This window comes from Pseudomonas meliae (assembly GCF_001400515.1).
Taxonomy (GTDB): Bacteria; Pseudomonadota; Gammaproteobacteria; order Pseudomonadales; family Pseudomonadaceae; genus Aquipseudomonas; species Aquipseudomonas amygdali.
On the sequence record NZ_LJQT01000326.1, the window covers coordinates 1 to 24,340 of the forward strand.

Consider the following 24,340-nt stretch of genomic DNA (forward strand, 5'->3'; position numbering starts at 1 on the left):
AAAACAGACAGGCCGATCAATGATCGGCCTGTCTGTTTATGCACGCTTTATCGAGAACGGATCTTGATAACGTTCTGTTTTCGATAAGTCAGTTGGCGCTCTTCTTTATCTCCTGTTTGAGATAGTCCCGGGTCGTGTCCAGAATGCGCTGCGACAATTCTTCGTTAAAAGCACTGCGGGCGAGTACCAGGCCGCCTACCAAGGTAGACAGCACCGGCAGGCTCTTGGATTCAGCACCCGTCTGCGCCAGAGACTGATCGAACAGTTCCAGCAAGTGAAGAATGATTTTATCCGTTGTTGCGCTGGGCTGGTCGCGCTGACCCAGTTCCAGGCACATGGTCGGTAGTGGACAACCGCCGTCTGGCGAATCGCGACTGTCTATAGAGAGGTAGAGATCAATGAATTCACTGAGCGAGTCCTGTCTGGCGAAAACGTCGCTGGTGATTCCTTTTACATTGTCGACGGCGTGACTCAATGCCTGTTCAACAAGATCATCCTTGGATTTGAAATGCGCGTAGAAACCGCCATGGGTCAAGCCCAGTGCCTTCATCAAAGGTTGTAGGCCCGTAGCACCAATGCCATCGCGACGAAAGCGCATGGACGCTTCCTTGACGATACGTTGATGGGTTTGGGCCTTATGATCGAGCGCGTAACGCATGCGCTGAGTCTCCAGAGATGGGCCAATGTGTAACAGCATTTATACATGGATAGATGAATCGATGCAGCAGGCTTTCAATCGTGATGAGAACTTGTACCGGAATCAAGTGAAAGAACGCCTGTCTGCTTATCCAGCTAATGAGTGAGGCTGGCTGAAAAACGCAAACTGTTCCCGCGCAGAATGCAGGCACGGGTGCTCACTGAGCGCGCTGCCCTGTAAAACCACGACGTCGTCGACAAGAGGTCGATCATTCTCCAGCCCTTTGTGCAGAAGGCGTGCACGGGATTGCCTGCCTACAGTCCGGAAATTGTTGTCCTACAAGCCTTTGACTTCTGGCGTCAATCCCGGAGAATCTCGCCCGCTGTTTTCGAGGGGAGCGCTGAACTGCCGGCTTTTTCGACGCGCTGCCCTTTTTGATAAACCGGCCACGGAGAGTCGACCGGATGAATGATCAGGCTAACGGCGTCGTAGAACGCCTGGATGTAGCTCCCGAGAGCATCGCCTCTTGGAACCGTAATGACACCACCTGGATGCTCGGATTGTTCGGTACTGCCATTGGCGCAGGTACGCTGTTCCTGCCCATCAATGCAGGCATCGGTGGTTTCTGGCCACTGATGGTGCTGGCGTTTCCCATGACGTTCTATGCCCACCGCGGGCTGACCCGTTTCGTACTGTCCGGGCGTGAAGGGGCCGATATCACTGAAGTGGTCGAGCAGCATTTCGGCAAAAGCGCCGGCGCGATGATCACCTTGCTGTATTTTTTTGCGATCTTTCCGATTCTGCTGATCTACAGCGTGGCCCTCACCAATACCGTGGGCAGTTTTCTTGAGCATCAGTTGCACATAGCGCCGCCGCCACGCGCAGCGCTGGCGTTCGTGCTGATCATGGGCCTGCTGGCCGTGGTGCGTTGTGGCGAGCGGATCATCGTCAAGGCGATGAGCCTTATGGTTTACCCTTTCATCGTCGCACTGCTGTTTCTGGCGGTATTCCTGATTCCGCACTGGACCGGTGGCATCCTGAGTACCGCGACCACCTTTCCCGAGCCTTCAGCGTTCCTGCCTACCCTGTGGCTGGCCATTCCGGTAATGGTATTTTCGTTCAACCACACGCCGATCATCTCGGCGTTTGCCGTTGATCAGAAACGTCAGTACTGCGAAAACGCCGAGGTACGCAGTTCGCAGATACTGGCCCGCGCCCACGGTTTGATGGTGATGGTGCTGTTCTTCGTGTTCAGTTGCGTATTAACGCTCTCGCCAGCCCAATTGGCCGAGGCCAAGGCACAGAACATTTCGATCCTTTCCTACCTGGCCAACCACTTCAACAACCCGACCATCGCCTTCGTGGCGCCGCTGATTGCGTTCGTGGCTATTTCCAAGTCGTTTCTCGGCCACTACATCGGTGCAAGCGAGGGCCTGAAAGGGCTGGTTCTGAAAACCGGGCGTCGTCCTGCACCAAAGGCGCTGGATCGTCTGACAGCAGTCTTCATGCTGGTGGTGTGCTGGATGGTCGCAACGCTGAACCCGAGCATTCTGGGCATGATCGAGACCCTGGGCGGGCCGGTGATTTCGGCGCTGCTGTTCCTGATGCCGATGTATGCCGTCTACAAAGTACCCGCCATGCGCAAGTATGCAGGTGCATGGTCGAACTACTTTGTGGTGGCCGCCGGTGTGGTGGCGATCTCTGCACTGATTTTTTCGCTGACACGCTGAACCCGGCAGACATGATCCTGGAAGCTGCGCCGATATACCGGCGCAGCCTTTGGCCAGGCTCTGCAATCAGGGTCAATCCACAGGTTCGGGATACAACGGCCTGGACAAATGCATGATGCTGGCATAGTCATAGACGTACTGGCGTCCCGCATGGCTGGTGGAACGCAGTTGGTCGATCAGCTGTCGCTCTTTCTTGTTCAGGTATCTCAACGCCGGATCTTGACTGGACTTCAGGCGATCACGTTCATGGGCGTCAGGGAAAGCGATGACGTTCGTCATGAAAAATCTCCTTGGGTTTTAGTCCTTGTTTGCTTTGATGTTGCCCCGGTTGCGGTGATGATGGCGACGCTTCACCTTACCCACAAAAACTTGGTGCGATCAACCCTGTAGATGCCGGGTGTGTCACATCGTTTGTGTGATCTCGTAGGATTGTCCGCTGCCGTTGATGACAATCTGTACGGCATCGTCTTCGAATTTTCCCAGCAAGCTCTACCCCAGCGGTGCCTTGGCAGTGATGACCGTGACCAGTTGTTCACCTGCGCTGACCTTCAGGCCAGCAGCATCAGGGCCGAGAAACAGGTATTGCGTCTGACCGCTCAAGGCTTCGACAGCGACAAGATCACCGGTCTGAATGCCGCGTGATTCATCGAATGGCTTGAGCGACCATTTCCGATACGCCGCCAGCGACTGGCGAATCTCCTCGACACGTCGTGCCTGGCCTGCTGCCAGATACGATGCTTCCAGCCCCAGCGTGTCGTATTTGTTCTCGGCAATATTCTCTTCGTGGGTTGCCGTTTCGTAGGCGGTCTGTGCCGCCCGTTGCGCGATGTCCAGATCGATTTCCAGCTTGTCGATGATCGATTGCAGCACGTCCTGCTTGTTCATGGTTTATCCGCAGTACTGATTGATGCTGGCGCGACTTTTTTCGCTCGGCGCAGTGCGGTCCTGCTGTATCCAGAAATCACACTTGGAACGGTTGAAGGTGCGCTGTTGTTGTTCCTGAGCCTGTTCACGGGCCTGACGGGCCTCGCTTTCACGCAGGCTTTGCTCGTATTTGCGGAACATTTCAGTCTCCGGGCCAGACGGCGCGGCAGTTTTTTGCGCAGGTGGGGCGGTGAGCTGGGCGGCGGCGTTTTCCAACGCCTGGGTTTGCGCCGGGGGCAGGCTTTTGTAATACAGCAGTGCGGTCAGAAACACCGCCATTGCGCCCAGCCAGATACCCAGCGCAATGCAGACAATCAATTTCAACGACACATACAGGTCGCGACGGCGGGTAGTGGATGACATGGCTGAACTCCTTGCAGGGCAACAGATGCGATTGTGCCATGCCTGATGGCCGGGCATGAAAACTGTGCTGTCCAGTGGCATCAGGCTGGTGGCAACGGGGCGTTCTGAACGACAATCAACGTTTTTTGCCATCCAGCCTCAGGGAGCCACGATGAAAGTCTCGTGGGACATTTTTTGCAGCGTAGTCGACAACTACGGTGATGCCGGCGTGACCTGGCGTCTGGCACGCCAGCTGGTTGCCGAGCAGGGTCTGCATGTGCGTTTATGGATCGATGACCTGTCGGCTTTCGTTCGCTTGTGTCCCGACGCTGATCTTAAGGCTCAGCAGCAATGGCAAGAGGGCGTGAGGGTGTGCCAGTGGCCCGCTGAATGGGTAAACAGCGATATTCCTGACGTGGTCATCGAGGCCTTTGCCTGCCGCCTGCCGACGCCCTATACCGAATCGATGCTGCAGCGTTCGCCAAGGCCGCTGTGGTTGAACCTCGAGTACCTCAGCGCCGAAGACTGGGTCTCGGGTTGCCACGGTTTGCCTTCGCCACAGTTGAACGGTTTGAAGAAGTTCTTTTTCTTTCCCGGTTTTTCCGACGCCACGGGTGGCCTGCTGCGCGAAAGAAACCTGATCGAACAGCGCCAGCGATTTCAGCAAGACAAGGCCGCGAGGCGAGGTTTCTTGCAGGAGTTGGGCGTCGAACCGTTGCCTGATGCTCGCTTGATCTCGGTATTTGCCTATGAAAATCCCGGGCTGGGCAGCTGGCTTGACGCGCTGGCCAGCGACACTCGGCCGAATCACCTGCTGGTGCCGGAGGGGCGCATTCTCGCCGATCTGCGGCGCTGGCTGGGTGTCGACGATGAGTTACACGCAGGTTTCATGCAGGTAAGGGGAGGGCTGACGGTTCAGGTGTTACCGTTCATCCGCCAGGAACGCTACGACCAACTGCTGTGGAGCTGCGATTTCAACGTCGTGCGCGGCGAAGATTCATTCGTCCGTGCGCAATGGGCGGGGCGGCCGATGCTCTGGCACATCTATCAGCAGGAAGACGACGCGCACCTGCCCAAGCTTGATGCGTTTTTAGCGCTCTACCTGGCGGATCTTGCGCCTGAGGCAGCGCATGCTGTGAATCAGTTCTGGCAGAACTGGAATATCGGCAGCGACCTGGGCGAAAGCTGGCTGGCACTCACCGAACACTGGGCTGAAATTGAAAAGCACGCCGGGCACTGGTGCCTGCAACAAGCCGCACAGACTGATCTTGCCACGGCGCTGGTGCAGTTTTATGGAAATTCGCTATGATACGCGGCCTTGATACAAGGCTCTGTACGAAAAAGGCCTGCGCAGGCTGTTTCTCGTACAGAGCCTTTGGTTAATTCCATCCAAATTCGGATATATGCAATGAAAACTGGTAAAGAGCTGAAACCCGGTACCGTGATCCGTCTCGAAAACGATCCTTGGCTGGTTCAGAAAGCTGAATTCACCAAATCCGGTCGTAACAGCGCGATCATGAAGACCAAGCTGAAAAACCTGCTGACCGGTTACAAGACCGAGATCGTTTACAGCGCCGACGACAAGCTGGACGATGTGATCCTCGATCGCAAGGAAGCCACCCTGTCTTTCATCAGCGGTGACACCTACACGTTCATGGACACCACTGACTACACCATGTACGAGCTGAACGCCGAAGACATCGAAAGCGTTCTGCCTTTCGTCGAAGAAGGCATGACTGACGTTTGTGAAGCCGTATTCTTCGAAGACCGTCTGGTTTCCGTAGAATTGCCGACCACTATCGTGCGTCAGGTCGACTACACCGAAGGCTCCGCTCGTGGCGACACGTCGGGCAAGGTCATGAAGCCTGCCAAACTGAAAAACGGTACCGAGCTGAGCGTTGCTGACTTCATCGAAATCGGCGACATGATCGAGATCGATACCCGTGAAGGCGGTTCCTACAAAGGCCGTGCGAAGTAAGCATGGTTTTGTAACCCCGTTACGCCATTGCTGCGGGTTTTTTTACGGCTGAAGTTTGAGCGTCTGCCTTTATTTCAGGTGTTCTTTCAACTCCTGAGACGCCTGCAGGATGGCTGAGCGAACAGCCGGGACCTGGCTGACCACGTTGAGCAGACCGTAGTCATGGATCATGCCGTTGTAACGTACCGCCGTGACCGGCACGCCCGCCTGGTCCAGCTTGCGCGCATAGGCTTCGCCTTCATCACGCAGCACGTCGGCACTGGCGGTCTGAATCAGCGCCGGTGGCAGACCTTTCAGTTGCTCGGTGGTGGCGCGCAGCGGCGAGGCGTAGATCTCGTTGCGTTGCGCGGCATCGGTGGTGTAGTTGTCCCAGAACCACTTCATCATGTTACGGGTCAGGAAGTGGCCTTCGGCGTATTGGTTGTATGAATCGTTATCAAAGTTGGCGTCAGTCACCGGCCACAGAAGCACCTGATACCTGAGCGCCGGAGTGCCTTTTTCTTTGGCCATCAGTGCAACGACCGCTGCCATGTTGCCGCCTACGCTGTTACCCGCCACAGCCAGGCGCTTACCGTCGACGTTGATTTCCTTGCCGTGCTCAGCTACCCATCTGGTTGCTGCGTAAGCCTGGTTGATCGCCGTCGGATAATGCGCTTCGGGTGAAGGCGTGTAATTGACGAACACCGCTACCGCGCCCGAGCCCACGACCAGATCGCGGACCAGTCGCTCGTGGGTCTGGAAATCACCCAGTACCCAGCCGCCGCCGTGGAAGAACATGAAAACCGGCAAGGTCCCTTTTACGCCAGCAGGGCGCACGATATTCAGGCTGATCGGCTGGCCATCGACGTTGATGGTCTTTTCGCTGACATCGGCTTTGGGCAGCGTCAGTTTGACCCCTGCCTGTGCTCCTACCAGCACGGCCCTGGCATCTTTCGGCGACAACTGCTCAATGGGCTTGCCAGTGCCCGAATTCAAGGCATCGAGAAAAGCCTGAGTGTTGTGCTCGATGGCAGGATCGCCTGCGGCAAACGCGCTGCCGATGGACAGTGCGAGAAGCGTACCCGTCATGACTTTGCTGAAGGTCTTCATGTTCGCTCCCTTGCTCATGTTCGTATCTATGGCCGGTGGGTTAGACGGTTACATGCAGGCGCACATCGACGTTGCCGCGTGTGGCGTTGGAATAAGGGCAGACCACATGAGCGGCATCGACCAGTTGCTGAGCGTCGGCTTGTTCAAGGCCGGGCAGGCTGACATGCAGGTCGATGTCCAGACCGAAACCACCGGGAATCTGGCCAATCCCTACGTGGGCGGTGATCGAGGCGTCTGCCGGGATGCTGCGTTTGCTCTGACCGGCGACAAATTTGAGGGCACCGATGAAGCAGGCCGAATAACCGGCAGCGAACAGTTGCTCCGGGTTGGTGGCTGCGCCGCCAGCACCGCCAAGCTCTTTCGGAGTGGCGAGTTTGACGTCGAGAATCTTGTCGTTGGATACGGCACGACCATCACGGCCGCCTGTGGCGGTTGCAACTGCGGTGTAAAGAGTGTCCATGATTTTTCCTCGTTCGGCAGGGTTCATTGCGCAAAATACTTGCGCGCTAACTAAGTGCAGGGCAAAGGTAGTCAAAGGATAGTTAGCGCGCAAGCTAAATTTTGCGAAAAGTCGAAAGAGGTCTTTTCCGGAGGAGGAAAGCTACCAGGGCGGGCAGCTGGAAATCTTGCCAGCCCCTTGATGTGCGGGGCTTTGGCGAGACGAGCAACAGGTCAGTCCGGGGGGCGTGACCCTTTGTCTTAAAGGCTCTGGTGCAGATGGTCACGCAAGTCCAGCAACTGTGTCTGCAGGTCACGAAGCCTTTCCATGTTCAGGCCGCTCGCCGACAGAATACAGCCGGGTATGCTCAGTGCCTGGTGTTGCAGTGCACGACCTTGTTCAGTCAGGTGCAGCAATACCACGCGTTCGTCTTCCTTGCTGCGGGTGCGGCTGATAAAGCCCTCGCCCTCAAGACGCTTGAGCAAAGGTGTCAGAGAGCCCGGATCGGTGAGCAGGCGCGTGCTGACATCACCTACGGTAAGGCCGTCTTTTTCCCACAGCACCATCATTGCCAAGTACTGCGGATAGGTCAGTCCAAGCGCCTGCAGCAGCGGTTTGTAAACCTTGGTCATCATCAATGAGGTGGAATACAGGGCGAAGCACAATTGGTTATCCAGCAGCAGCGAATCGCAATCGGCAGGTGCAGCGTGGGCAGGGTTTTCTTCGGCACTCATATCAGGTCCTCAAACTCAGTCGAATGAGTTTAACTTAGTGTTGCATTCTTTAATGTGCCAGATAATTTCGAGCGTGCAGGCTCAAAGCGCTGACAGCTTGCGCCGCGCGCAAAAAAAACAGGTAACACCGGGTGTTGGTTGCGCGCAGGACTGCGTAGCATTTGGCCATTGACTGGGCGGGGACGTAGTGTGATTGAAATTGTGATGTTTGTGTTACTGGGTGCAGCGATGGGCACCCTGGGGGGGCTGTTCGGAATCGGTGGTGGTCTTGTGGCAATTCCCGCGCTGGGTGTGCTGTTCGGTCTGGATCAGCAGCTGGCGCAAGGGACAGCGTTGTTGATGGTGCTGCCTAACGTGTTGCTCGCCTTGTGGCGCTATAACCAGCGCAACCGGATTTTGCTGCGTAATGCGTTGATGTTGATTGTTCCCAGTTTTATTTTTGCCTGGCTGACGTCGCTGCTGGCGGTGCGCGTGGATCCGCAAAGCATGCGCCTGGGCTTTGTCGGCTTTCTGGTGGTTCTGACCGTGTTCAACGTGGCGCAGATGTATTGGCGCGGCCATCAGGCCGGTAGCGGGTTGCGCCATGAAAAATGGCTATGGCTGCTGGGCGTCGGGTCCGGTATGACCGGAGGTCTGTTTGGCGTTGGCGGGGGAGTGGTGGCCACGCCGATTCTTACCAGCGTGTTTGGCACGACACAGGTTGTGGCACAAGGGTTGGCGCTGTCCCTCGCAGCCCCGAGCACCGGAATCACGCTGGTTACCTACGCGCTGCACGATCACGTCAACTGGTCGATGGGCATTCCATTGGCCATTGGTGGTCTGGCGAGCATCAGTTGGGGTGTCAAACTGGCGCATTCGCTGCCGGAGCGAACGCTGCGCCTGATGTTCTGCGTGTTTCTGGTGCTCTGCGCAGTCATTCTCGCGCTCAAGGTTTGAAGCCGTCGATGATGTAGTCGGCCATGCATTCGGTGATGGGCGAGGGGTTTTTCGGATTGCGCAGCAGTACGATGCTGGCCGTTGGCAGCTCGGGCAATTGTTCGGCCGCGCCGATGATGCGCAAATCTGCAGTGATCAGGCTTTGAAACTGTGCAGTGACTGCCAGGCCCGCGCTGACCACTGCTGTGATTGCTGCCATGCTGGAGCTGCTGTAGGCGATGCGGTAATCACGCTCCACGCTGTCCAGTGCGTTGCATGCCCAGTCGCGACAGAAGCAGTGCGTATTGAACATCGCCAGCGGAATGGGGTTTTGCTCATGCGGAGCAAAACCGCTGGCTTCCATCCAGACCAGACGCTCATGACGCAACAGCGTACCGATCTCGGTGCCGGGCTTGCGCGTAACGATGGTCAGGTCCAGGTCATTGCGTTGCAGCAGCAGGTCGGACGGTTCGCAATGCACCTCTACCTGAACCAGCGGGTAGGCCTGCGCGAACTGCGAAAGAATGCCGGGCAAAAAGCGCATCACGTAGTCGTCGGGCGAGCCGATTTTTACCACCCCGATCATGTGTGGCTCGCGCAGCGTATTGAACACCTCACTGTGCAGCTTGAGGATGCGCCGCGCATAGCCAAGTAACACTTGCCCCTCTGCCGTCAGGTTCAGGGTCCGGCCTTCACGCTGGAACAGTTGACGCTGTACGACATCCTCCTCCAGACGCTTCATTTGCATGCTGACCGCCGATTGCGTGCGGTTGACCACCTCGCCTGCGCGAGTGAAACCGTCGTGATCGGCAATAGCCACAAAGGTGCGCAGCAGCTCGGTGTCTATGCCTGGGTAGTGGGTGCCCGAATAGCTGGCCAATACATCAATCTCCCAGATGCACTGCATAAGAAATATTCGTTGGATTGATCTTAGGTCAGGCGCGAGACTTTAGTCATCTCACACGGAGGGCAAGATGATGAATGGTCAAAAAGAGTGTGTATTGATCGTAAAGCCTGCCGGGCATGCTCAGCCTGGCAAGGCGTTGGTGTGGTTGAAGCATCACTTGCAGCGCTGGCTGGAGCTGCACCGTCAGCGCCGCTATCTGGCGCAGATGAGTGATGACACGCTTAAGGACCTGGGGCTGAGCAGGGCCGACATTCAGCAGGAAGCCGAGCGTCCGTTTTGGGATGACCCGCTCAAGCGCTGAGCGGGCAGTTTGCTCTGCTTAGCGCCTGACCTGCTTCAGGGTTTCGGCAATCAGGAACGCCAGCTCCAGTGACTGATCGGCGTTCATGCGCGGGTCGCAGTGGGTGTGGTAGCGATCCGAAAGGCCATCTTCGGTGATGGGGCGGGCGCCGCCGATGCATTCGGTGACGTTTTGCCCGGTCATTTCGATATGGATGCCTCCGGCATAAGTGCCTTCAGCCTGATGCACCTGAAAGAACTGCTTCACTTCGCCAAGGATCTGCGCAAAGTCCCGGGTTTTGTAGCCGCTGCTGGCCTTGATGGTGTTGCCGTGCATCGGATCGGAGCTCCACAGCACTTTGCGGCCTTCGCGCTCAACCGCACGAATCAGCTGTGGCAGGTGATCGCCGACCTTGTTGGCACCCATCCGCGCGATCAGGTTGAGACGGCCCGGATCGTTGTCCGGGTTAAGGATGTCGATCAGGCGAATCAGGTCGTCAGTGTTCATGCTCGGGCCGACCTTGACGCCGATCGGGTTGTTCACCCCACGCAGGAATTCGACATGCGCGCCATCCAGTTGCCGGGTACGGTCGCCGATCCACAGCATGTGTGCCGAGCAATCGTAGTAATCATTGGTCAGGCTGTCGCGCCGCACGAAGGCTTCTTCGTAATTGAGCAGCAATGCCTCGTGGGCGGTGAAAAAACTGGTTTCACGCAGTTGCGGCGAGCTGTCCATGCCGCAGGCGCGCATGAAAGCGAGCGTTTCATCGATGCGTCCGGCCAGCTGGCTGTATTTTTCGGCCAGCGCCGAGTTGGCGATGAAGTCCAGATTCCACTTGTGCACTTGATGCAGGTCGGCAAACCCGCCCTGTGCGAAGGCGCGCAGCAGGTTCAGGGTGGCGGTGGACTGGTTATAGGCCTGCAGCAGGCGCTCCGGGTCTGGCACACGGCTTTTTTCATCGAAACCGATACCGTTGACGATGTCACCGCGATACGCCGGGAGCGTTACGCCGTCGATGATTTCGTCGTTTGCCGAGCGAGGCTTGGCAAATTGTCCGGCCATGCGTCCGACCTTCACCACCGGGCAGCCGGCGGCGAAGGTCATGACGATGGCCATCTGCAGCAGCACCTTGAACGTGTCGCGAATCTTGGCAGCGGAAAACTCCATAAAGCTTTCCGCGCAGTCGCCGCCCTGCAGCAGGAACGCGCGACCCTGGGTTACTTCGGCAAACTGGCGGCGCAACTCTCGGGCTTCGCCGGCAAACACCAGCGGCGGATAGCTGGCCAGGGTCTGTTCGACCTTCAACAGATGCGCGGCATCAGGGTAGTGAGGTTGCTGCTGAATCGGCAGTGCCCGCCAGCTGTCGGGGCTCCAGGGTTGGCTCATTATTGGCTCTAGGGTTGTGCAATCGGGTCCGCATGTTAGCAGTTCGCTGTTGCTCTGCCAGCGTAGGGCAGACCACCGGGACGGCATCACGCCCGGCAATGTGTGACAAAGCCGCGCGCTTGCCCGACAATTCGCGTTTTGCGCTCGGCGCAGCGATGACCAGGAACGGTAATGACGGAAGAGCGTGAGCGCGTAGAACGAATTCTGGCCGAGGTCCACGACGACTTCGGCATGATCCGCGTGCTGGAAGTAGAGGATTATCGCTTTCTGGAGTTTGGCGAGGCCATCGAGCAGAGCTGCACGTTTACGGCTGACCCGAGCTGGCTGGAATACGACTACACCCGCGCGATGCTGATCGGCGCACTGTGTCACGATGCGCCGGACAGCGCGCTGTTTCTGGGGCTGGGTGCGGGTACGCTGACCCAGGCCTGCATGAAGTTCCTGCCGCTTGAAGACGTGGAAGTCATCGAGCTGCGCCCTGATGTGCCCCGCCTGGCCATGGAGTTCATGGGGCTTGATGACGACCCGCGTCTGTATATCCGCATCGGCGATGCGCTGGAGTTGCTGGACAGCGCAGAGCCTGCCGACCTGATCTTTGTCGACCTTTACACCGATGTCGGGCCGGGCGTCGGGCATTTGGCCTGGAATTTTTTGCAGGGCTGCCAGCAACGCCTCAATCCCGGTGGCTGGCTGATCATCAACCAGTGGGCCACCGACGACGGTAAACCGCTTGGCGCGGCCTTGCTGCGGGGTTTGTACCACCGTCATTACTGGGAGCTGCCGGTAAAGGAGGGCAACGTCATTCTGATCGTGCCTGCCGACCTCGATCAGACGCTGGATATCGAGGCACTGAGTTCGCGTGCCAAGGCACTTGCGCCGCATCTTGGGTACTCGCTGGAGTCGTTGATCAGGGCGATCCGTTCCGCGACTTGAGCGGGCGAGGCATGTGCTGGCTGGTCTGAAATCAGGGGTGAGACAATTCGCCACACCCCGCAGGTCGGGATACCGGCCATCCGCAAGAACAGATTAAACGTTTAAGCGGCAATGCCCGCAATCTCGGGCCCGCGCCCTTGTCGGCCAGCCCTCTGCCCGGACCAAGGGCCTTGGGTTGCTCAAGGATGGCGCAATGTTTCGCAAAAAAAGACTCACTAAGGTGCATATTTCCGGTATAGTGCGCGCCGGCCTTAACAGGGCCCTCGTCAAGGTATTGCAGTACCCCGAAGCCAGCTTCGGTTGCTTGTTCGCACAACGGACTAGACTAGACGATCCATTCATCAAACGTTTTCGCAAATCCCCGCCGACAAAGCAGCCAGGGTGACCTCAAGGTCGTACACGGCACGCGCAGCTTTGAAGCATGGGTCTTTGCGGATGCACTAGAGGCAGACCCATGACCCAGGAAATCGGCGGCTTCGCCGCTCTCGAACTTCATCCAAATATCGTTGCAGCAGTCGTCGCCACTGGCTACGAAGAGCCTTCGGCCATTCAGCAGCAATCGATCCCGATTATTCTCGCCGGTCACGACATGATTGGTCAGGCGCAAACCGGTACGGGTAAAACTGCCGCGTTCGCACTGCCTATCCTGCATCGCATCGACCCGAGCAAGCGCGAGCCGCAAGCACTGATCCTGGCCCCGACCCGCGAACTGGCACTTCAGGTTGCCACCGCGTTCGAGACCTACGCCAAACAAATGCCGGGCGTGACCGTTGTAGCGGTCTACGGCGGCGCGCCAATGGGCCCGCAGCTCAAGGCCATCCGCAACGGCGCACAAATCGTTGTCGCCACCCCGGGCCGTCTCTGCGACCACCTGCGTCGCGACGAGAAAGTCCTGGCAACCGTGAACCATCTGGTTCTCGATGAAGCGGACGAAATGCTCAAGCTGGGCTTCATGGACGACCTTGAAGTCATCTTCAAGGCCATGCCTGAAACCCGCCAGACCGTACTGTTCTCGGCAACGCTGCCACAGTCGATCCGTGCCATCGCCGAGCGCCATCTGCGTGATCCGAAGCACGTCAAGATCCAGACCAAGACCCAGACCGTTACCGCGATCGAGCAGGCTCACCTGCTGGTTCACGCTGACCAGAAGACCTCGGCTGTACTGAGCCTGCTGGAAGTCGAAGACTTCGACGCCCTGATCATGTTCGTCCGCACCAAGCAGGCGACCCTGGACCTGGCAAGCGCCCTTGAAGCCAAAGGCTACAAGGCTGCTGCACTGAACGGTGACATCGCTCAGAACCAGCGCGAGCGCGTTATCGATTCCCTCAAGGATGGCCGTCTGGACATCGTTGTAGCGACCGACGTTGCTGCCCGTGGTCTTGACGTTCCGCGTATCACCCACGTATTCAACGTGGACATGCCTTACGATCCAGAGTCCTACGTTCACCGTATCGGCCGTACCGGTCGTGCCGGTCGCGAAGGTCGTGCACTGCTGCTGGTAACTCCTCGCGAGCGCCGCATGCTGCAGGTGATCGAGCGTGTAACCGGTCAGAAGGTTGCTGAAGTCCGCCTGCCGGATGCCCAGGCCGTTCTGGATGCCCGCATCAAGAAACTGACCAACAGCCTGTCGCCACTGGTTGCCGATGCCGAATCGACTCATGGCGATCTGCTGGATCGTCTGACTGCCGACATCGGTTGCAGCCCGCGTGCCCTTGCTGCTGCACTGCTGCGCAAGGCTACCAACGGTCAGGCTCTGACCCTGGCAGCTATCGAGCGCGAGCGCCCGCTGGTTCCGAACAACGCCCCTCGCGGTGATCGTCCTGAGCGTGAGCGTCGTGCGCCGGTCCCGCTGGCCGAAGGCCGTGCTCGTTGCCGTACCGCGCTGGGTGCGCGTGATGGTATCGCTGCCAAGAACCTGCTGGGTGCCATTCTCAACGAAGGCGGCCTGGCCCGCGAAGCTATCGGCCGCATCCAGGTGCGTGAGAGCTTCAGCCTGGTCGAGCTGCCGGAAGATGGTCTTGAGCGTCTGCTGACCAAGCTCAAGGACACCCGTGTTGCTGGCAAGCAGCTCAAGCTGCGTCGCTATCGCGAAGACTGATAGGCTTCTGAGCTGATAGGTCAATAAAAAATCCCCGACTGGTTCGGGGATTTTTTTGCGCTGAATTCAGGCGACTCGGCGTTTTCGGATTCAGCCGAACCGATAGATATCCATTCCGAGCGCCCCCATAGTGAAGCCTTGATGGGCAACACTGAATGCTCCGCCTGCGCCCCGTGCGAAATACAGCGGCAGCAAATGCTCGTCACTCGGGTGCGCTCGCATCGCATGAGGGGCGAGACTGCGGTAGTGGTGCAGGGCGGCTTCATCTTCTTTTTGCAGCTTGTCGATCATCCAGTCACGAAACGTCACAGCCCATGGCTCTGAGCTTCCGGGGCCGGTGTTCCAGTCCAGATCGCGGAGGTTATGCGTGATGCTGCCGGAGCCGATAATCAATACACCCTGTTCGCGCAGGCTGGCCAGCGCGCGGCCCACCCGTGTCTGGAGTTCGGGCCCCTGAAGGCTAGGCAGTGAGATCTGCACCACCGGAATATCGGCGTTCGGGTACATCAACGACAATGGCACCCAGACGCCGTGGTCGAACGGTCGTCTGCTGTCGATGCGTGCGGGCAGATCGCTGGCGGCCAGCAGCTCGACTATTGTGCGGCTCAGTTCAGGCAGACCTTTCGCCGGGTATTGCACCGCAAACAATTCTGCCGCAAAGCCGCCGAAATCATGCCAGGTCTCGGGTTGTGGATTGCCGTTGACGATCAGTTCGTGGCTTTCCCAGTGTGCAGACACCACTACGATGGCGCGAGGCCTGGGCAGGCTGGCGGCCAATCGCGTCAGGGCGGGGCCACTCTCGCCGGGCTCCAGCGCGAGCATGGGGGAGCCATGGGAAATAAACAGGCTTGGGAACATTTAACGCTCCAGAATATGAGAATGCCCCATAGTCGTTCATTCTCATGATCTGAATCTAATATAAGTTATGGCGCTTTTTGATCGAATTTTCAGGAGGTTTCATGCAGGCGGATTTTTGGCTGCAGCGTTGGAAGGCAGGGTAGATTGGCTTTCATCAGGCGCAGGTCAATCGGGACCTGCGACAGCACGATATTGGTCATTGCGCAGCCTTTTACGACCGTGCCGCCTTTCCTGCCGTGCCATGCACTCAGGACCGGACGCAGAGCGTCCATAACAGCGTGCCGACNNCGCCGGCACGATAGTCATCTCGAAACCCTGAATCACCCGCGGCGGCGCAGCGCCTCGATACGTTGCTCCAGCGGCGGGTGGCTCATGAACAGCCCTGCCAGGCCTTTCTTCAGGCCGGCGTTGATGCCGAACGCCGTCAGGCTGTCAGGCATGTTCACCGGTACGCCCTGTTCGGAACGCAGGCGTTGCAGCGCACCGATCATCGCGTCCGTACCGGCCAGTCGAGCCCCTGCGTCGTCAGCGCGGAATTCGCGTTTGCGCGAGAACCACATGACGATGGCGCTGGCCAGAAAGCCCAATACCAGCTCGGCGAAAATCGTCGTGATGTAGTAGGCAATACCCTGACCGTTCTCGCTCTTGAAGATCACCTTGTCGACGAAGTTACCGATGATGCGAGCAAAGAACATCACGAACGTGTTCACCATACCCTGCACCAGCGCCAGTGTGACCATGTCGCCGTTGGCAACGTGGCCGATTTCGTGCGCCAGTACAGCTTTTACCTCATCCGGCGAGAACCGCTCGAGCAGGCCCTGGCTTACCGCAACCAGTGCGTCGTTCTTGTTCCAGCCCGTGGCGAATGCGTTGGCTTCATACGCCGGGAAAATACCGACTTCCGGCATCTTGATACCCGCATCGCGGGACAGTTGTTCAACGGTCTGCAGCAACCATTGCTCATGGCGGGTACGAGGCTGACTGATGATCTGAGTACCGGTACTCATTTTCGCCATCCACTTGGAGATGAACAGCGAGAACAACGAGCCCGCGAAACCGAACACAGCGCAGAAAACCAGCAGCTGATTGAGGTTCAGATCAACCCCGTTGGCCGCCATGAACCCATTGAAGCCAAAAAGGCTCAGGGTGATGCTGGCAATCAGCACGACCGCAAGGTTAGTGGCCAAAAACAGCAAAATGCGCATCATGGTCGAAACGTTCTCCTCAGGTAAATATGTAACTCGATGCCGGGTATATAAGGTGATGCCCGCTGCTATTCAACAGAGGGACTATTTCAAACTGTGTCCTCTTCACGCAATCGATGGTAATCCCGCAAAGCTGAACGGTGCCTGAGCCAGAGTGGTCGATGCCTGAGGGGGTGGGGGCAGGGCGGTGATGCTGTTTTGGCAGGGCACAAATAAACTGCCCCGAACAGGTCGGGGCAGGGATGCGGCGCGAGAGGGGACGATGTCTGTTTACTGACGATAACCCTTCAGGAAGTTACCGATGCGGCCAATGGCCTGTTCCAGTTCGTCGACACGTGGCAGTGTCACGACGCGGAAGTGATCAGGGTATGGCCAGTTGAACGCGGTACCCTGAACTACCAGCAGTTTTTCCGAGAGCAGCAGGTCGAGGACGAATTTTTCGTCGTTGAAGATCGGGCACACCTTCGGGTCGATGCGCGGGAATGCATACAGCGCGCCCATCGGCTTGACGCAGCTGACGCCGGGAATATCGTTGAGCAGCTCCCAGGTGCGGTTGCGTTGCTCCAACAGACGGCCTGGCGGCAGGATCAGGTCGTTGATGCTCTGATAGCCGCCCAGCGCAGTCTGGATGGCGTGCTGGCTCGGCACGTTGGCACACAGGCGCATGTTGGCCAGGATGTCGATGCCTTCGATGTAGCTCTGTGCGTTGTGTTTCGGTCCGGAAATGGCAATCCAGCCGGAGCGGAAGCCTGCGACCCGATACGACTTGGACAGACCGTTGAAGGTCAGGCACAGCAGGTCCGGTGCCAGCGAGGCAGTGCAGATGTGCACGGCGTCGTCGTAGAGGATCTTGTCGTAGATTTCGTCGGAGAACACCACCAGATTATGCTGGCGAGCCAGCTCCAGCATGCCCAGCAATACCTCGCGGGAATATACTGCGCCGGTCGGGTTGTTGGGGTTGATGATCACCATGGCCTTGGTGTTCGGCGTGATTTTGGCCTTGATGTCTTCAAGGTCCGGCCACCAGTTGGCCTGCTCGTCGCACAGATAATGCACCGGGCTGCCGCCGGACAGCGCCACTGCCGCAGTCCACAATGGGTAATCGGGTGCCGGAACCAGCACTTCGTCGCCGTTATTGAGCAATGCTTGCATCGACATCACGATCAGCTCGGACACACCGTTGCCCAGATAGATGTCTTCGATGCCGACGCCTTCGACCTGCTTCTGCTGGTAGTACTGCATGACGGCCTTGCGGGCGCTGAACAGGCCCTTGGAGTCGCTGTAGCCCTGGGCAGTCGGCAGGTTGCGGATCACGTCCTGCAGGATTTCGTCCGGCGCCTCGAAACCAAACGGTGCCGGGTTGCCGATGTTCAGCTTGAGGATGCGATGGCCTTCCTCTTCCAGGCGTTTGGCGTGCTTGAGCACCGGCCCGCGAATGTCGTAGCAGACGTTTGCGAGCTTGTTCGATTTGTTGAACTGCATGGTGATGATCCCGAAAATGGACGAGCTGTTGCCGGCTTGCAATGAAGGTCGCAGCACGTTCGCCATGAAAATGGGTTTGTATGCGACAAACGCGGGTGCCGGACTGACGTCTGACCTGGCGCAATCATACGTGCCACCTGATCTGTGGAAAAGGTACAGATCGGGGTTTTTCGAATTCGGAGGTGTACCTGTGGACAAGTTGCAGAAAACGCTTGAAGAGTGGAAAGAGATGCTCGACCCGGCGCAGTATCAGGTTTGCCGCCTGAAAGGCACCGAGCGGCCGTTTTCCGGTAAGTACAACGAGACAAAGACAGAAGGCGTCTACCACTGCATCTGCTGCAATGAGCCGCTGTTCGATTCCACTACCAAGTTCGATTCGGGCTGCGGCTGGCCCAGCTTTTATGCGCCACTGGAAGGTAGCGCGGTGGTCGAAGTGCGCGATGTCAGCCACGGCATGATTCGTACCGAAGTGGTCTGTGCCAAATGCGACGCTCACCTGGGTCATGTGTTTCCCGATGGTCCGCCACCGACCGGCCTGCGTTACTGCATCAACTCGGTGTGCCTGGAACTGGTCCCGCGCCAGTAGCCGGGCGATTGCTGTGCCGCTGCGCGCAGCGGCTCCGGGCTTATCGACCTGTATCAATACCGAAAATTGGCGTGCGCCGCACGCCGTTGCAGGCTAACGTCAGTGCTCACATTCCGATCCAGCCACCGCCTGGTCTTGAGGCCTCTTTTGATGAGCGAAAACCTGCTGAGTATCCCGGTCACTACGATCAAGGGAGAACAGAAAACCCTCGCCGACTACGCTGGCAAGGCGGTGCTGGTGGTCAATACAGCCAGCAAATGCGGCTTTACCCCGCAATATAAAGGCCTGGAAAAACTCTGGCTGGACTACAAGGATAAAGGGCTGGTAGTGCTGGGCTTCCCTTGCAATCAGTTCGGCAAGCAGGAGCCGGGTGACGAGGGCGCGATTTCCGGGTTTTGCGAACTGAACTACGGGGTCAGCTTCCCGCTGTTCAAGAAGATCGACGTGAACGGCGCTCAGGCCCATCCCTTGTTCGTTCAGCTCAAGCAGCAGGCACCGGGGTTGCTGGGTACCGAGCGAATCAAGTGGAATTTCACCAAGTTCCTGATTGGCAGGAATGGCGCGCTGGTCAAGCGTTTCGCCCCGTTGACCAAGCCCGAGGAACTGACCGGGGAAATCGAAGCGCTGCTGCGCTAAGCCGTTTCAGCGGATATCAGCGATGGGAATCCACTGGTCCAGAATGCCTGCCAGTTCGGCGCGCCGGAATGGCTTGGCCAGGTAGTCGTTCATGCCTGCCGCCTTGCAGCGCTCACGTTCATCGGGCATGGCGTTGGCGGTAAGTGCCACGATCGGCAGGTTTGGCCAGCGGCCGCTGCTGCGGATCTGGCGGCTGGCTTCATAGCCGTCCATGACGGGCATGTTGCAGTCCATCAACACCAGATCAAAGTGGCCTTGCTCCAATTGTTCCAAGGCCTCGCCGCCGTGACTGCTGATGATCACTTCGCACCCCAGCTTGCCAAGTATGCCCTTGGCCACCAGCTGATTGACCGGGTTGTCTTCCACCAACAGTACTCTGGCCATGCGCTGAGCCGTTTGCTCTGGCGCTTTTGTGTCCCTGACGCCTGTCTCTTCCTGACCGAGTACACGCCGCAGCGTGTGGTAAAGCGCGTTGCGCGCCAGTGGTCGAGCCTGCTGTTGCAGCGGGGCAAGGGCTGTAACCTGTTCGCCGGGCATGAAATTGCCATAGGCGGTGACCAGCAGGATCGGCACGGGTGTAGTGGGGCGAATCGCAAACAGGCATTCGGGGCAGTCGGTAATGACCAGGTCCGGGCTGCTGTCGAGGTCCACGTCTTCCGGGCGATCATCAATGCTGCGTCGCTTGAGATCGACCCCCCAGGTTGGCAGCAGGTTGCCAAGCAGCTCCACCAGGCCGCTGCCAGCCGAGCTGACCACAGTGACCCGGCCCCTGAGCGCGGTCTGAGTGGCTGCGGACACATGCAGCGGCAGCGGCAGCTCGGCGCAGAACTGACTGCCGAAACCGGACTGTGACTGGATACTCAGCGTGCCATTCATGGCCTCGCAGAGATTGTTGGTCAGCGCCAGACCCAGCCCGGTGCCGCCATACTGCCGAGTGATGGCGGTTTCTGCCTGAGTGAACGGCTGGAATATTTTCGCTTGGGCGTCCTGTGCAATCCCGATGCCGGTGTCACGGACTTCGATACGTACCCGGTTTTCTCCGCTGACATCTTTATGGTGAGTCAGACGCACATCCACGCGCCCAAAACGGGTGAACTTGAGTGCGTTGGACAGCAGGTTGCTGACGATCTGCCGCACCCGGGTAGGGTCGCCGGTAACCATGGCCGGAAAGTCCGGCGCAATCAGGCAGGTCAGCTCCACGCTGGGGGCCGCATTCTGTGACAGCAGGTTGGCGGTGTCCTCGATCAACACCCCAAGGTCGAAGGGAATGCGCTCGATCTCCAGATGACCTGCGTCGAACTTGGACATGTCGAGAATATCGTTGAGCAGTTCGACCAGCACCTTGCCGGAGTCGTGGGCGATCATCAGTTGCTGGCGCTGCTCGGCGCTGAGCGGGCTGTCCAGTGACAGCGCCAGCATGCCCAGCAGGCCGTTGAGCGGGGTGCGGATTTCGTGGCTCATGTGCGCCAGAAACGCCGAGCGCGCATGGGCCATGTCCAGCGCCGTACTGCGCGCTATCTGTAGTTCCTCGTTGGATTCGCGCAGGCGTATGTTGCTGGCCTTGAGCTCATTGGTGCGTGCCGAAACAATGTTTTCCAGCTCGTTGAGATGTTCGGTCAGCCGATCTTCGGCCGCGCGTCGTCTGGAGAACTCGCTGCCCATGGTTTCGAATTGACGGTTGAAGGTCGCGACCAATACGCCGATTTCATCCTGCTCATGGTGAGGCGGGCAGGTTATTTTCCCTTGGTCGGGGTTGCGCGGGTCGCGACTGCTCAGTTCGCGGATCACCCTTACCAGCGGCTTGGTCAGGGTGGCGTAGAACAGAATGGTCAGAATGCCGGCCAGCGCCAGGCTGCGCACGAAGCCGTTGAGCAGAGTGATCTCGGCGCGCTGCAGAAAGTGGCTGCCGAAAGCGAAGGTGTCCACGGTCAGGTACAGTGTGCCGATGGTTTCATCCGGCAAATGGTTGAGGTGCAGTTTTTCCTGAAACTGGCGGCTTTCACCGAACAGCCAATCGCTGAACACTCGATAGCGCCCTGTCGCCATGGGGCGTTCGACGCTTGCGAGCACGGCGTCATTGTTATCGGTCAGTCTGGCGCTGACCACGGCAGGCGAGCGCAGCAGCCCGAGTGTCAGCTCCTGAGCCAGCTCCGAGTCGATGTTGTAGGCAATGCGCGATGCCGGGTTCTGGATGATTTCCAGCAGTGATTTGATTTCACGATTGATGGACGCGTCTTCGCTGGCATAATCGATTGCAATCTGGAACAGGCTCAGCAAGGTCCCCAGCGCGAAGCCGATCAGTACAGCCAGGCGCGCCTGCTTGAACGAAAGCCTGTTTTTGAGCGATATATCCATGAGTACTTACTGCCACTTCTGGTTGGCCAAGCATAGCTGATAGGCACTGCTGACCAATCAGTTAAATATAAGGAGATCCCGTGGATTCTCGGTTGGATGCTTTTCTGCAACGCGCCGATGCCGTGCTGGCCCGGCTGGAACCGCTGTTGCCAGCCGTGCGCGAGCCGGTCGACTGGTCACAGACGCTTGCCGCGCGCTGGGTGCAAGAGGGTCGTAGCGGCTACCTGATGCCGTTGCAGGTGAGCCTGGATACGCGCCTGACCGATCTGATCGGCGTCGACCTGCAGCGCGATCAGTTGGGGCGCAATACATGTCAGTTTATCGATGTCCTGCCTGCCAACCATGCCTTGCTCTGGGGCTCGCGCGGCACCGGCATGTCGTCCCTGATCCGCGCTCTGCTGGCCGAGCACGCCTCGGCCGGTCTGCGCCTGATCGAGATCGAGCGTGATCATCTGGGCGACTTGCCGCGTGTGGTCGAACAACTGCACAAACTGCCGCAGCGCTTTGTACTGTTCTGCGATGACCTGTCGTTCGAGTCGGGCGAGGGTGATTATCGCGTACTGAAAAGCGTGCTTGACGGCTCGCTGGAGCAGGCACCGGATAACGTATTGCTGTATGCCACCTCCAATCGCCGCCATCTGGTGCCCGAAAAGGAAAGCGACAACGTTGACTGGAAGCACGTCGACGGCGAGCTGCACCCCAGCGAAGCCGTGGAAGACAAGATCGCATTGTCTGACCGCTTCGGCCTGTGGCTGTCGTTTTATCCGTTTACCCAGGAACATTACCTGAACGTAGTCGAGCACTGGATCACGCAGCTGGCAGACAAGGCCGGCTTGCAATGGCAGCGCGACGAAAGCCTGGAAAAGGCCGCGATTCGCTGGGCGACCGCGCGTGGCAATCGCAATGGCCGCTGCGCGTATCAATTTGCACGTTACTGGGTAGGACTTGAATTGTTGGAGCAACACACATGATCGATTTGCAAAACACCGGTGCCGGCCTCAATGGCTACGGTCTGCTGGCCGCCCAGCTTGAGGCATTGCTGGCCGACGAGCGCGACTTCATCGCCAATGCGGCGCAGTTCTCGGCATTCCTCTATACGCAGATCGACGATCTGAACTGGGCGGGTTTTTACCTCAATCGCAACGAAGAGCTGGTGCTGGGTCCGTTTCAGGGGCAGATTGCGTGCGTGCGCATTCCCTTTGGTCGCGGCGTTTGCGGGGCAGCAGCGCAGAGTCGGCAAACCCAGCGTGTTCAGGACGTTCACGAGTTTCCCGGACACATCGCCTGCGACAGCGCATCGAACAGCGAGCTGGTGGTGCCGTTGGTCAAGGATGGGCGTCTGATCGGCGTGCTGGACCTGGACAGTCCGAGTGTGGGGCGTTTCAACGAGGTGGATCAGGCGGGGATCGAACGTCTGGCGGCTATCTTTCTGGCATCGACCGACTGTTGAGTCGCTCGACCTGCCGCTGTCNGCACAGGTCCGGCAGCGGCGGGGCAGTCATCAATCGTAGATGACTTTCTTCTTCCATTCGGATTCGGTTTCGTCTGCCTTCAGGCCTTCGGTCAGCGCGTTGTCGTCGTCTTCGGATGGCGCGGTATTGGTCAGTACCATTGAGTTGGCGCGGGCCAGTTGTTTTTCCATCGCCAGCAACTGCTGTTGGTACGTCACCGGGTCCGGCTGGTTGCGCAGATACTGCACGCCGCGTTCGAACGCCAGACGAGCCTGGCCCGGCTGGTCCTGGCTGAGGGCCATCTGACCGAGGTTGTTGAAGAACTCGATGTGCAGCGTGACCAGAATCGTGCGGATTTCGCGGATCCAGTGTTTGGCTTCGCTGGTTTGCAGAAAGCCGTCATGTGCAGCTCGGGTCACCTGACCATGCAGGGCTTCCAGAAGGAAACGCACGTCCTTGGCCTTGGCTTCGGTCTGGATCGGCGTGACCGGGTTGGGGATGTCGATGCGTTCGCCTTTGCCAATCTGCTCTTCCAGCTCGCCGATGCGGTGCTTGAGTTGAGCGTTACCCTTGTCCAGGCTGAGCATGCGCTGCACGACGTTCAGTTCCAGACGCGTAAGCAGCAGCTTCAAGGCTGGCGACATCAACTGGCCGGGGAATACTTTGGTGATTTCGCTGCAGCGACGCAAGCGATCACTGAGTTCGACCTTGGTGCGGGCCTTTTCCAGTTTGCCGTTTTCAGCGACGTGATTCAGGTAGCCGATCGCGATGAGCAGAGCGATACCTGCTAATACCATCAGCGTGATCATGAGTGGAGTCACTGTGCAAACCTCATTTGTTCAATTAGTTTTAGTGCGAGTGTAGTGGCTAAGCACTACTGCGCATAGATGTCCCTCCTGGAGTTTGTCGGCATCTCTTCTATATAGATTAGGCAGCTGAACGATTGGCGACAGTCGGTCAGCGTCCAAACGGCATCGAAGTTATTGATTTCAATAAATTTTCACATGGGGGTTGACGACCCCTCAATCCATCCATAGAATGCGCGCCACTTACAGCGTAAAGCACACAGCGTAGCGCAAATAAGTAGTGAATGTTGTACGTGTGTCCCCTTCGTCTAGTGGCCTAGGACACCGCCCTTTCACGGCGGTAACAGGGGTTCGAGTCCCCTAGGGGACGCCATTGCGGGAATAGCTCAGTTGGTAGAGCACGACCTTGCCAAGGTCGGGGTCGCGAGTTCGAGTCTCGTTTCCCGCTCCAATTTTAAGCAGCTTTGCCTCAGGGCAGGGTTGAGTGAAACCAGAACACATCTTCGGATGATGTCTGGAACTGAAACACACACCATTGTGTTTCAGGCAGTGTCCCCTTCGTCTAGTGG

At 58.1% G+C, this 24,340-nt stretch carries 24 protein-coding genes, 2 tRNA genes and 1 pseudogene; 13 read left to right on the top strand and 14 right to left on the bottom strand.

The genetic code is table 11. The annotated features are described in order from the left end of the window. Nucleotides 1–88 precede the first annotated feature (88 nt). A complete protein-coding gene (locus ALO64_RS15085) occupies nucleotides 89–658 on the bottom strand; it encodes a TetR/AcrR family transcriptional regulator (RefSeq protein ID WP_044343571.1) in 570 nt (189 codons plus the stop codon). A gap of 443 nt (nucleotides 659–1,101) precedes the next feature. On the opposite strand from ALO64_RS15085, the gene ALO64_RS15090 reads away from it, so the two are divergent. After that, nucleotides 1,102–2,367: an aromatic amino acid transport family protein gene (locus ALO64_RS15090; protein ID WP_044343572.1), complete on the top strand. Its 1,266-nt coding sequence runs from the start codon at nucleotides 1,102–1,104 to the stop codon at nucleotides 2,365–2,367. Between the two features lie 72 nt (nucleotides 2,368–2,439). Here ALO64_RS15090 and ALO64_RS15095 read toward each other — a convergent pair whose 3' ends face one another. From ALO64_RS15095 to ALO64_RS15105, 3 genes and pseudogenes are all read right to left on the bottom strand, one after another. Further along, nucleotides 2,440–2,646, bottom strand: a complete 207-nt coding sequence (locus ALO64_RS15095) for a hypothetical protein (protein WP_002554553.1) — start codon at nucleotides 2,644–2,646, stop codon at nucleotides 2,440–2,442. A gap of 123 nt (nucleotides 2,647–2,769) precedes the next feature. Beyond that, a pseudogene (locus ALO64_RS15100) lies at nucleotides 2,770–3,252 on the bottom strand (GreA/GreB family elongation factor). A 3-nt stretch (nucleotides 3,253–3,255) separates the two neighbouring features. Beyond that, nucleotides 3,256–3,654 (bottom strand): hypothetical protein, encoded by a 399-nt coding sequence (locus tag ALO64_RS15105; RefSeq protein ID WP_004667822.1) that lies wholly within the window; start codon nucleotides 3,652–3,654, stop codon nucleotides 3,256–3,258. Between the two features lie 151 nt (nucleotides 3,655–3,805). Between ALO64_RS15105 and earP the strand changes: the two genes are divergently transcribed. Together earP and ALO64_RS15115 are read left to right on the top strand one after the other, a co-directional pair. Next, nucleotides 3,806–4,942 carry an elongation factor P maturation arginine rhamnosyltransferase EarP gene (gene earP / locus ALO64_RS15110; protein WP_044343599.1) on the top strand — a complete coding sequence of 379 codons (1,137 nt, stop codon included), beginning with the start codon at nucleotides 3,806–3,808 and terminating at the stop codon, nucleotides 4,940–4,942. Between the two features lie 99 nt (nucleotides 4,943–5,041). Then, nucleotides 5,042–5,611, top strand: a complete 570-nt coding sequence (locus tag ALO64_RS15115; protein WP_002554550.1) for an elongation factor P — start codon at nucleotides 5,042–5,044, stop codon at nucleotides 5,609–5,611. 69 nt (nucleotides 5,612–5,680) lie between these two features. Here ALO64_RS15115 and ALO64_RS15120 read toward each other — a convergent pair whose 3' ends face one another. From ALO64_RS15120 to ALO64_RS15130, 3 genes are all read right to left on the bottom strand, one after another. After that, a complete protein-coding gene (locus ALO64_RS15120; RefSeq protein WP_005781734.1) occupies nucleotides 5,681–6,700 on the bottom strand; it encodes an alpha/beta hydrolase in 1,020 nt (339 codons plus the stop codon). A 40-nt stretch (nucleotides 6,701–6,740) separates the two neighbouring features. Continuing rightward, nucleotides 6,741–7,160: an organic hydroperoxide resistance protein gene (locus tag ALO64_RS15125; RefSeq protein ID WP_004657344.1), complete on the bottom strand. Its 420-nt coding sequence runs from the start codon at nucleotides 7,158–7,160 to the stop codon at nucleotides 6,741–6,743. Between the two features lie 239 nt (nucleotides 7,161–7,399). Next, entirely contained in the window at nucleotides 7,400–7,873 is a 474-nt protein-coding gene (locus ALO64_RS15130) for a MarR family winged helix-turn-helix transcriptional regulator (protein WP_002554546.1), read from the bottom strand. A gap of 189 nt (nucleotides 7,874–8,062) precedes the next feature. Here ALO64_RS15130 and ALO64_RS15135 point away from each other — a divergent pair, with 189 nt between their 5' ends. Continuing rightward, a complete protein-coding gene (locus ALO64_RS15135; RefSeq protein WP_004667821.1) occupies nucleotides 8,063–8,809 on the top strand; it encodes a sulfite exporter TauE/SafE family protein in 747 nt (248 codons plus the stop codon). Here the strand turns inward: ALO64_RS15135 and ALO64_RS15140 are convergent. Next, a complete protein-coding gene (locus tag ALO64_RS15140; protein WP_044343573.1) occupies nucleotides 8,799–9,695 on the bottom strand; it encodes a LysR substrate-binding domain-containing protein in 897 nt (298 codons plus the stop codon). The two genes, ALO64_RS15135 and ALO64_RS15140, sit on opposite strands and share 11 nt — an antisense overlap. A 67-nt stretch (nucleotides 9,696–9,762) precedes the next feature. On the opposite strand from ALO64_RS15140, the gene ALO64_RS15145 reads away from it, so the two are divergent. Continuing rightward, nucleotides 9,763–9,996, top strand: a complete 234-nt coding sequence (locus tag ALO64_RS15145; protein ID WP_044343574.1) for a DUF1127 domain-containing protein — start codon at nucleotides 9,763–9,765, stop codon at nucleotides 9,994–9,996. Nucleotides 9,997–10,014: 18 nt separating this feature from the next. Here ALO64_RS15145 and ALO64_RS15150 read toward each other — a convergent pair whose 3' ends face one another. Next, nucleotides 10,015–11,361 carry a class II 3-deoxy-7-phosphoheptulonate synthase gene (locus tag ALO64_RS15150; protein WP_002554540.1) on the bottom strand — a complete coding sequence of 449 codons (1,347 nt, stop codon included), beginning with the start codon at nucleotides 11,359–11,361 and terminating at the stop codon, nucleotides 10,015–10,017. A 171-nt stretch (nucleotides 11,362–11,532) separates the two neighbouring features. On the opposite strand from ALO64_RS15150, the gene ALO64_RS15155 reads away from it, so the two are divergent. After that, nucleotides 11,533–12,294 (top strand): spermidine synthase, encoded by a 762-nt coding sequence (locus tag ALO64_RS15155; RefSeq protein WP_044343575.1) that lies wholly within the window; start codon nucleotides 11,533–11,535, stop codon nucleotides 12,292–12,294. A 421-nt stretch (nucleotides 12,295–12,715) separates the two neighbouring features. After that, nucleotides 12,716–14,392 carry a DEAD/DEAH box helicase gene (locus ALO64_RS15165; RefSeq protein ID WP_174517447.1) on the top strand — a complete coding sequence of 559 codons (1,677 nt, stop codon included), beginning with the start codon at nucleotides 12,716–12,718 and terminating at the stop codon, nucleotides 14,390–14,392. 90 nt (nucleotides 14,393–14,482) lie between these two features. On the opposite strand, the gene ALO64_RS15170 is transcribed toward ALO64_RS15165, so the two are convergent. The 3 genes from ALO64_RS15170 to ALO64_RS15185 all read right to left on the bottom strand — a co-directional run bounded on the left by ALO64_RS15170 (nucleotide 14,483) and on the right by ALO64_RS15185 (nucleotide 17,937). Beyond that, nucleotides 14,483–15,250, bottom strand: a complete 768-nt coding sequence (locus tag ALO64_RS15170) for a DODA-type extradiol aromatic ring-opening family dioxygenase (RefSeq protein ID WP_005731304.1) — start codon at nucleotides 15,248–15,250, stop codon at nucleotides 14,483–14,485. A gap of 320 nt (nucleotides 15,251–15,570) precedes the next feature. Beyond that, complete coding sequence (gene htpX / locus ALO64_RS15180; RefSeq protein WP_044343578.1) at nucleotides 15,571–16,458, bottom strand: protease HtpX; 888 nt, start codon at nucleotides 16,456–16,458, stop codon at nucleotides 15,571–15,573. Between the two features lie 267 nt (nucleotides 16,459–16,725). After that, nucleotides 16,726–17,937, bottom strand: coding sequence for a pyridoxal phosphate-dependent aminotransferase (locus ALO64_RS15185; RefSeq protein ID WP_004657364.1), 1,212 nt, complete (start codon nucleotides 17,935–17,937; stop codon nucleotides 16,726–16,728). 190 nt (nucleotides 17,938–18,127) lie between these two features. On the opposite strand from ALO64_RS15185, the gene msrB reads away from it, so the two are divergent. Next, nucleotides 18,128–18,523 carry a peptide-methionine (R)-S-oxide reductase MsrB gene (gene msrB / locus ALO64_RS15190; protein ID WP_005731306.1) on the top strand — a complete coding sequence of 132 codons (396 nt, stop codon included), beginning with the start codon at nucleotides 18,128–18,130 and terminating at the stop codon, nucleotides 18,521–18,523. Nucleotides 18,524–18,673: 150 nt separating this feature from the next. Beyond that, nucleotides 18,674–19,159, top strand: a complete 486-nt coding sequence (locus tag ALO64_RS15195) for a glutathione peroxidase (protein ID WP_004665941.1) — start codon at nucleotides 18,674–18,676, stop codon at nucleotides 19,157–19,159. Between the two features lie 6 nt (nucleotides 19,160–19,165). Here ALO64_RS15195 and ALO64_RS15200 read toward each other — a convergent pair whose 3' ends face one another. After that, complete coding sequence (locus ALO64_RS15200; protein WP_044343579.1) at nucleotides 19,166–21,514, bottom strand: hybrid sensor histidine kinase/response regulator; 2,349 nt, start codon at nucleotides 21,512–21,514, stop codon at nucleotides 19,166–19,168. A gap of 80 nt (nucleotides 21,515–21,594) precedes the next feature. Here ALO64_RS15200 and ALO64_RS15205 point away from each other — a divergent pair, with 80 nt between their 5' ends. Next, nucleotides 21,595–22,485 (top strand): ATP-binding protein, encoded by an 891-nt coding sequence (locus tag ALO64_RS15205; protein WP_054991747.1) that lies wholly within the window; start codon nucleotides 21,595–21,597, stop codon nucleotides 22,483–22,485. Next, complete coding sequence (locus ALO64_RS15210; RefSeq protein WP_002554530.1) at nucleotides 22,482–22,964, top strand: GAF domain-containing protein; 483 nt, start codon at nucleotides 22,482–22,484, stop codon at nucleotides 22,962–22,964. The genes ALO64_RS15205 and ALO64_RS15210 overlap by 4 nt, the downstream gene beginning before the upstream one ends. Before the next feature lie 51 nt (nucleotides 22,965–23,015). Here ALO64_RS15210 and ALO64_RS15215 read toward each other — a convergent pair whose 3' ends face one another. After that, a complete protein-coding gene (locus tag ALO64_RS15215; protein WP_044343581.1) occupies nucleotides 23,016–23,774 on the bottom strand; it encodes a hypothetical protein in 759 nt (252 codons plus the stop codon). Between the two features lie 294 nt (nucleotides 23,775–24,068). On the opposite strand from ALO64_RS15215, the gene ALO64_RS15220 reads away from it, so the two are divergent. Beyond that, a tRNA-Glu gene (locus ALO64_RS15220) sits at nucleotides 24,069–24,144 on the top strand. Between the two features lie 2 nt (nucleotides 24,145–24,146). Next, nucleotides 24,147–24,222 (top strand) — tRNA-Gly (locus ALO64_RS15225). The last annotated feature ends 118 nt before the right edge of the window (nucleotides 24,223–24,340 follow it).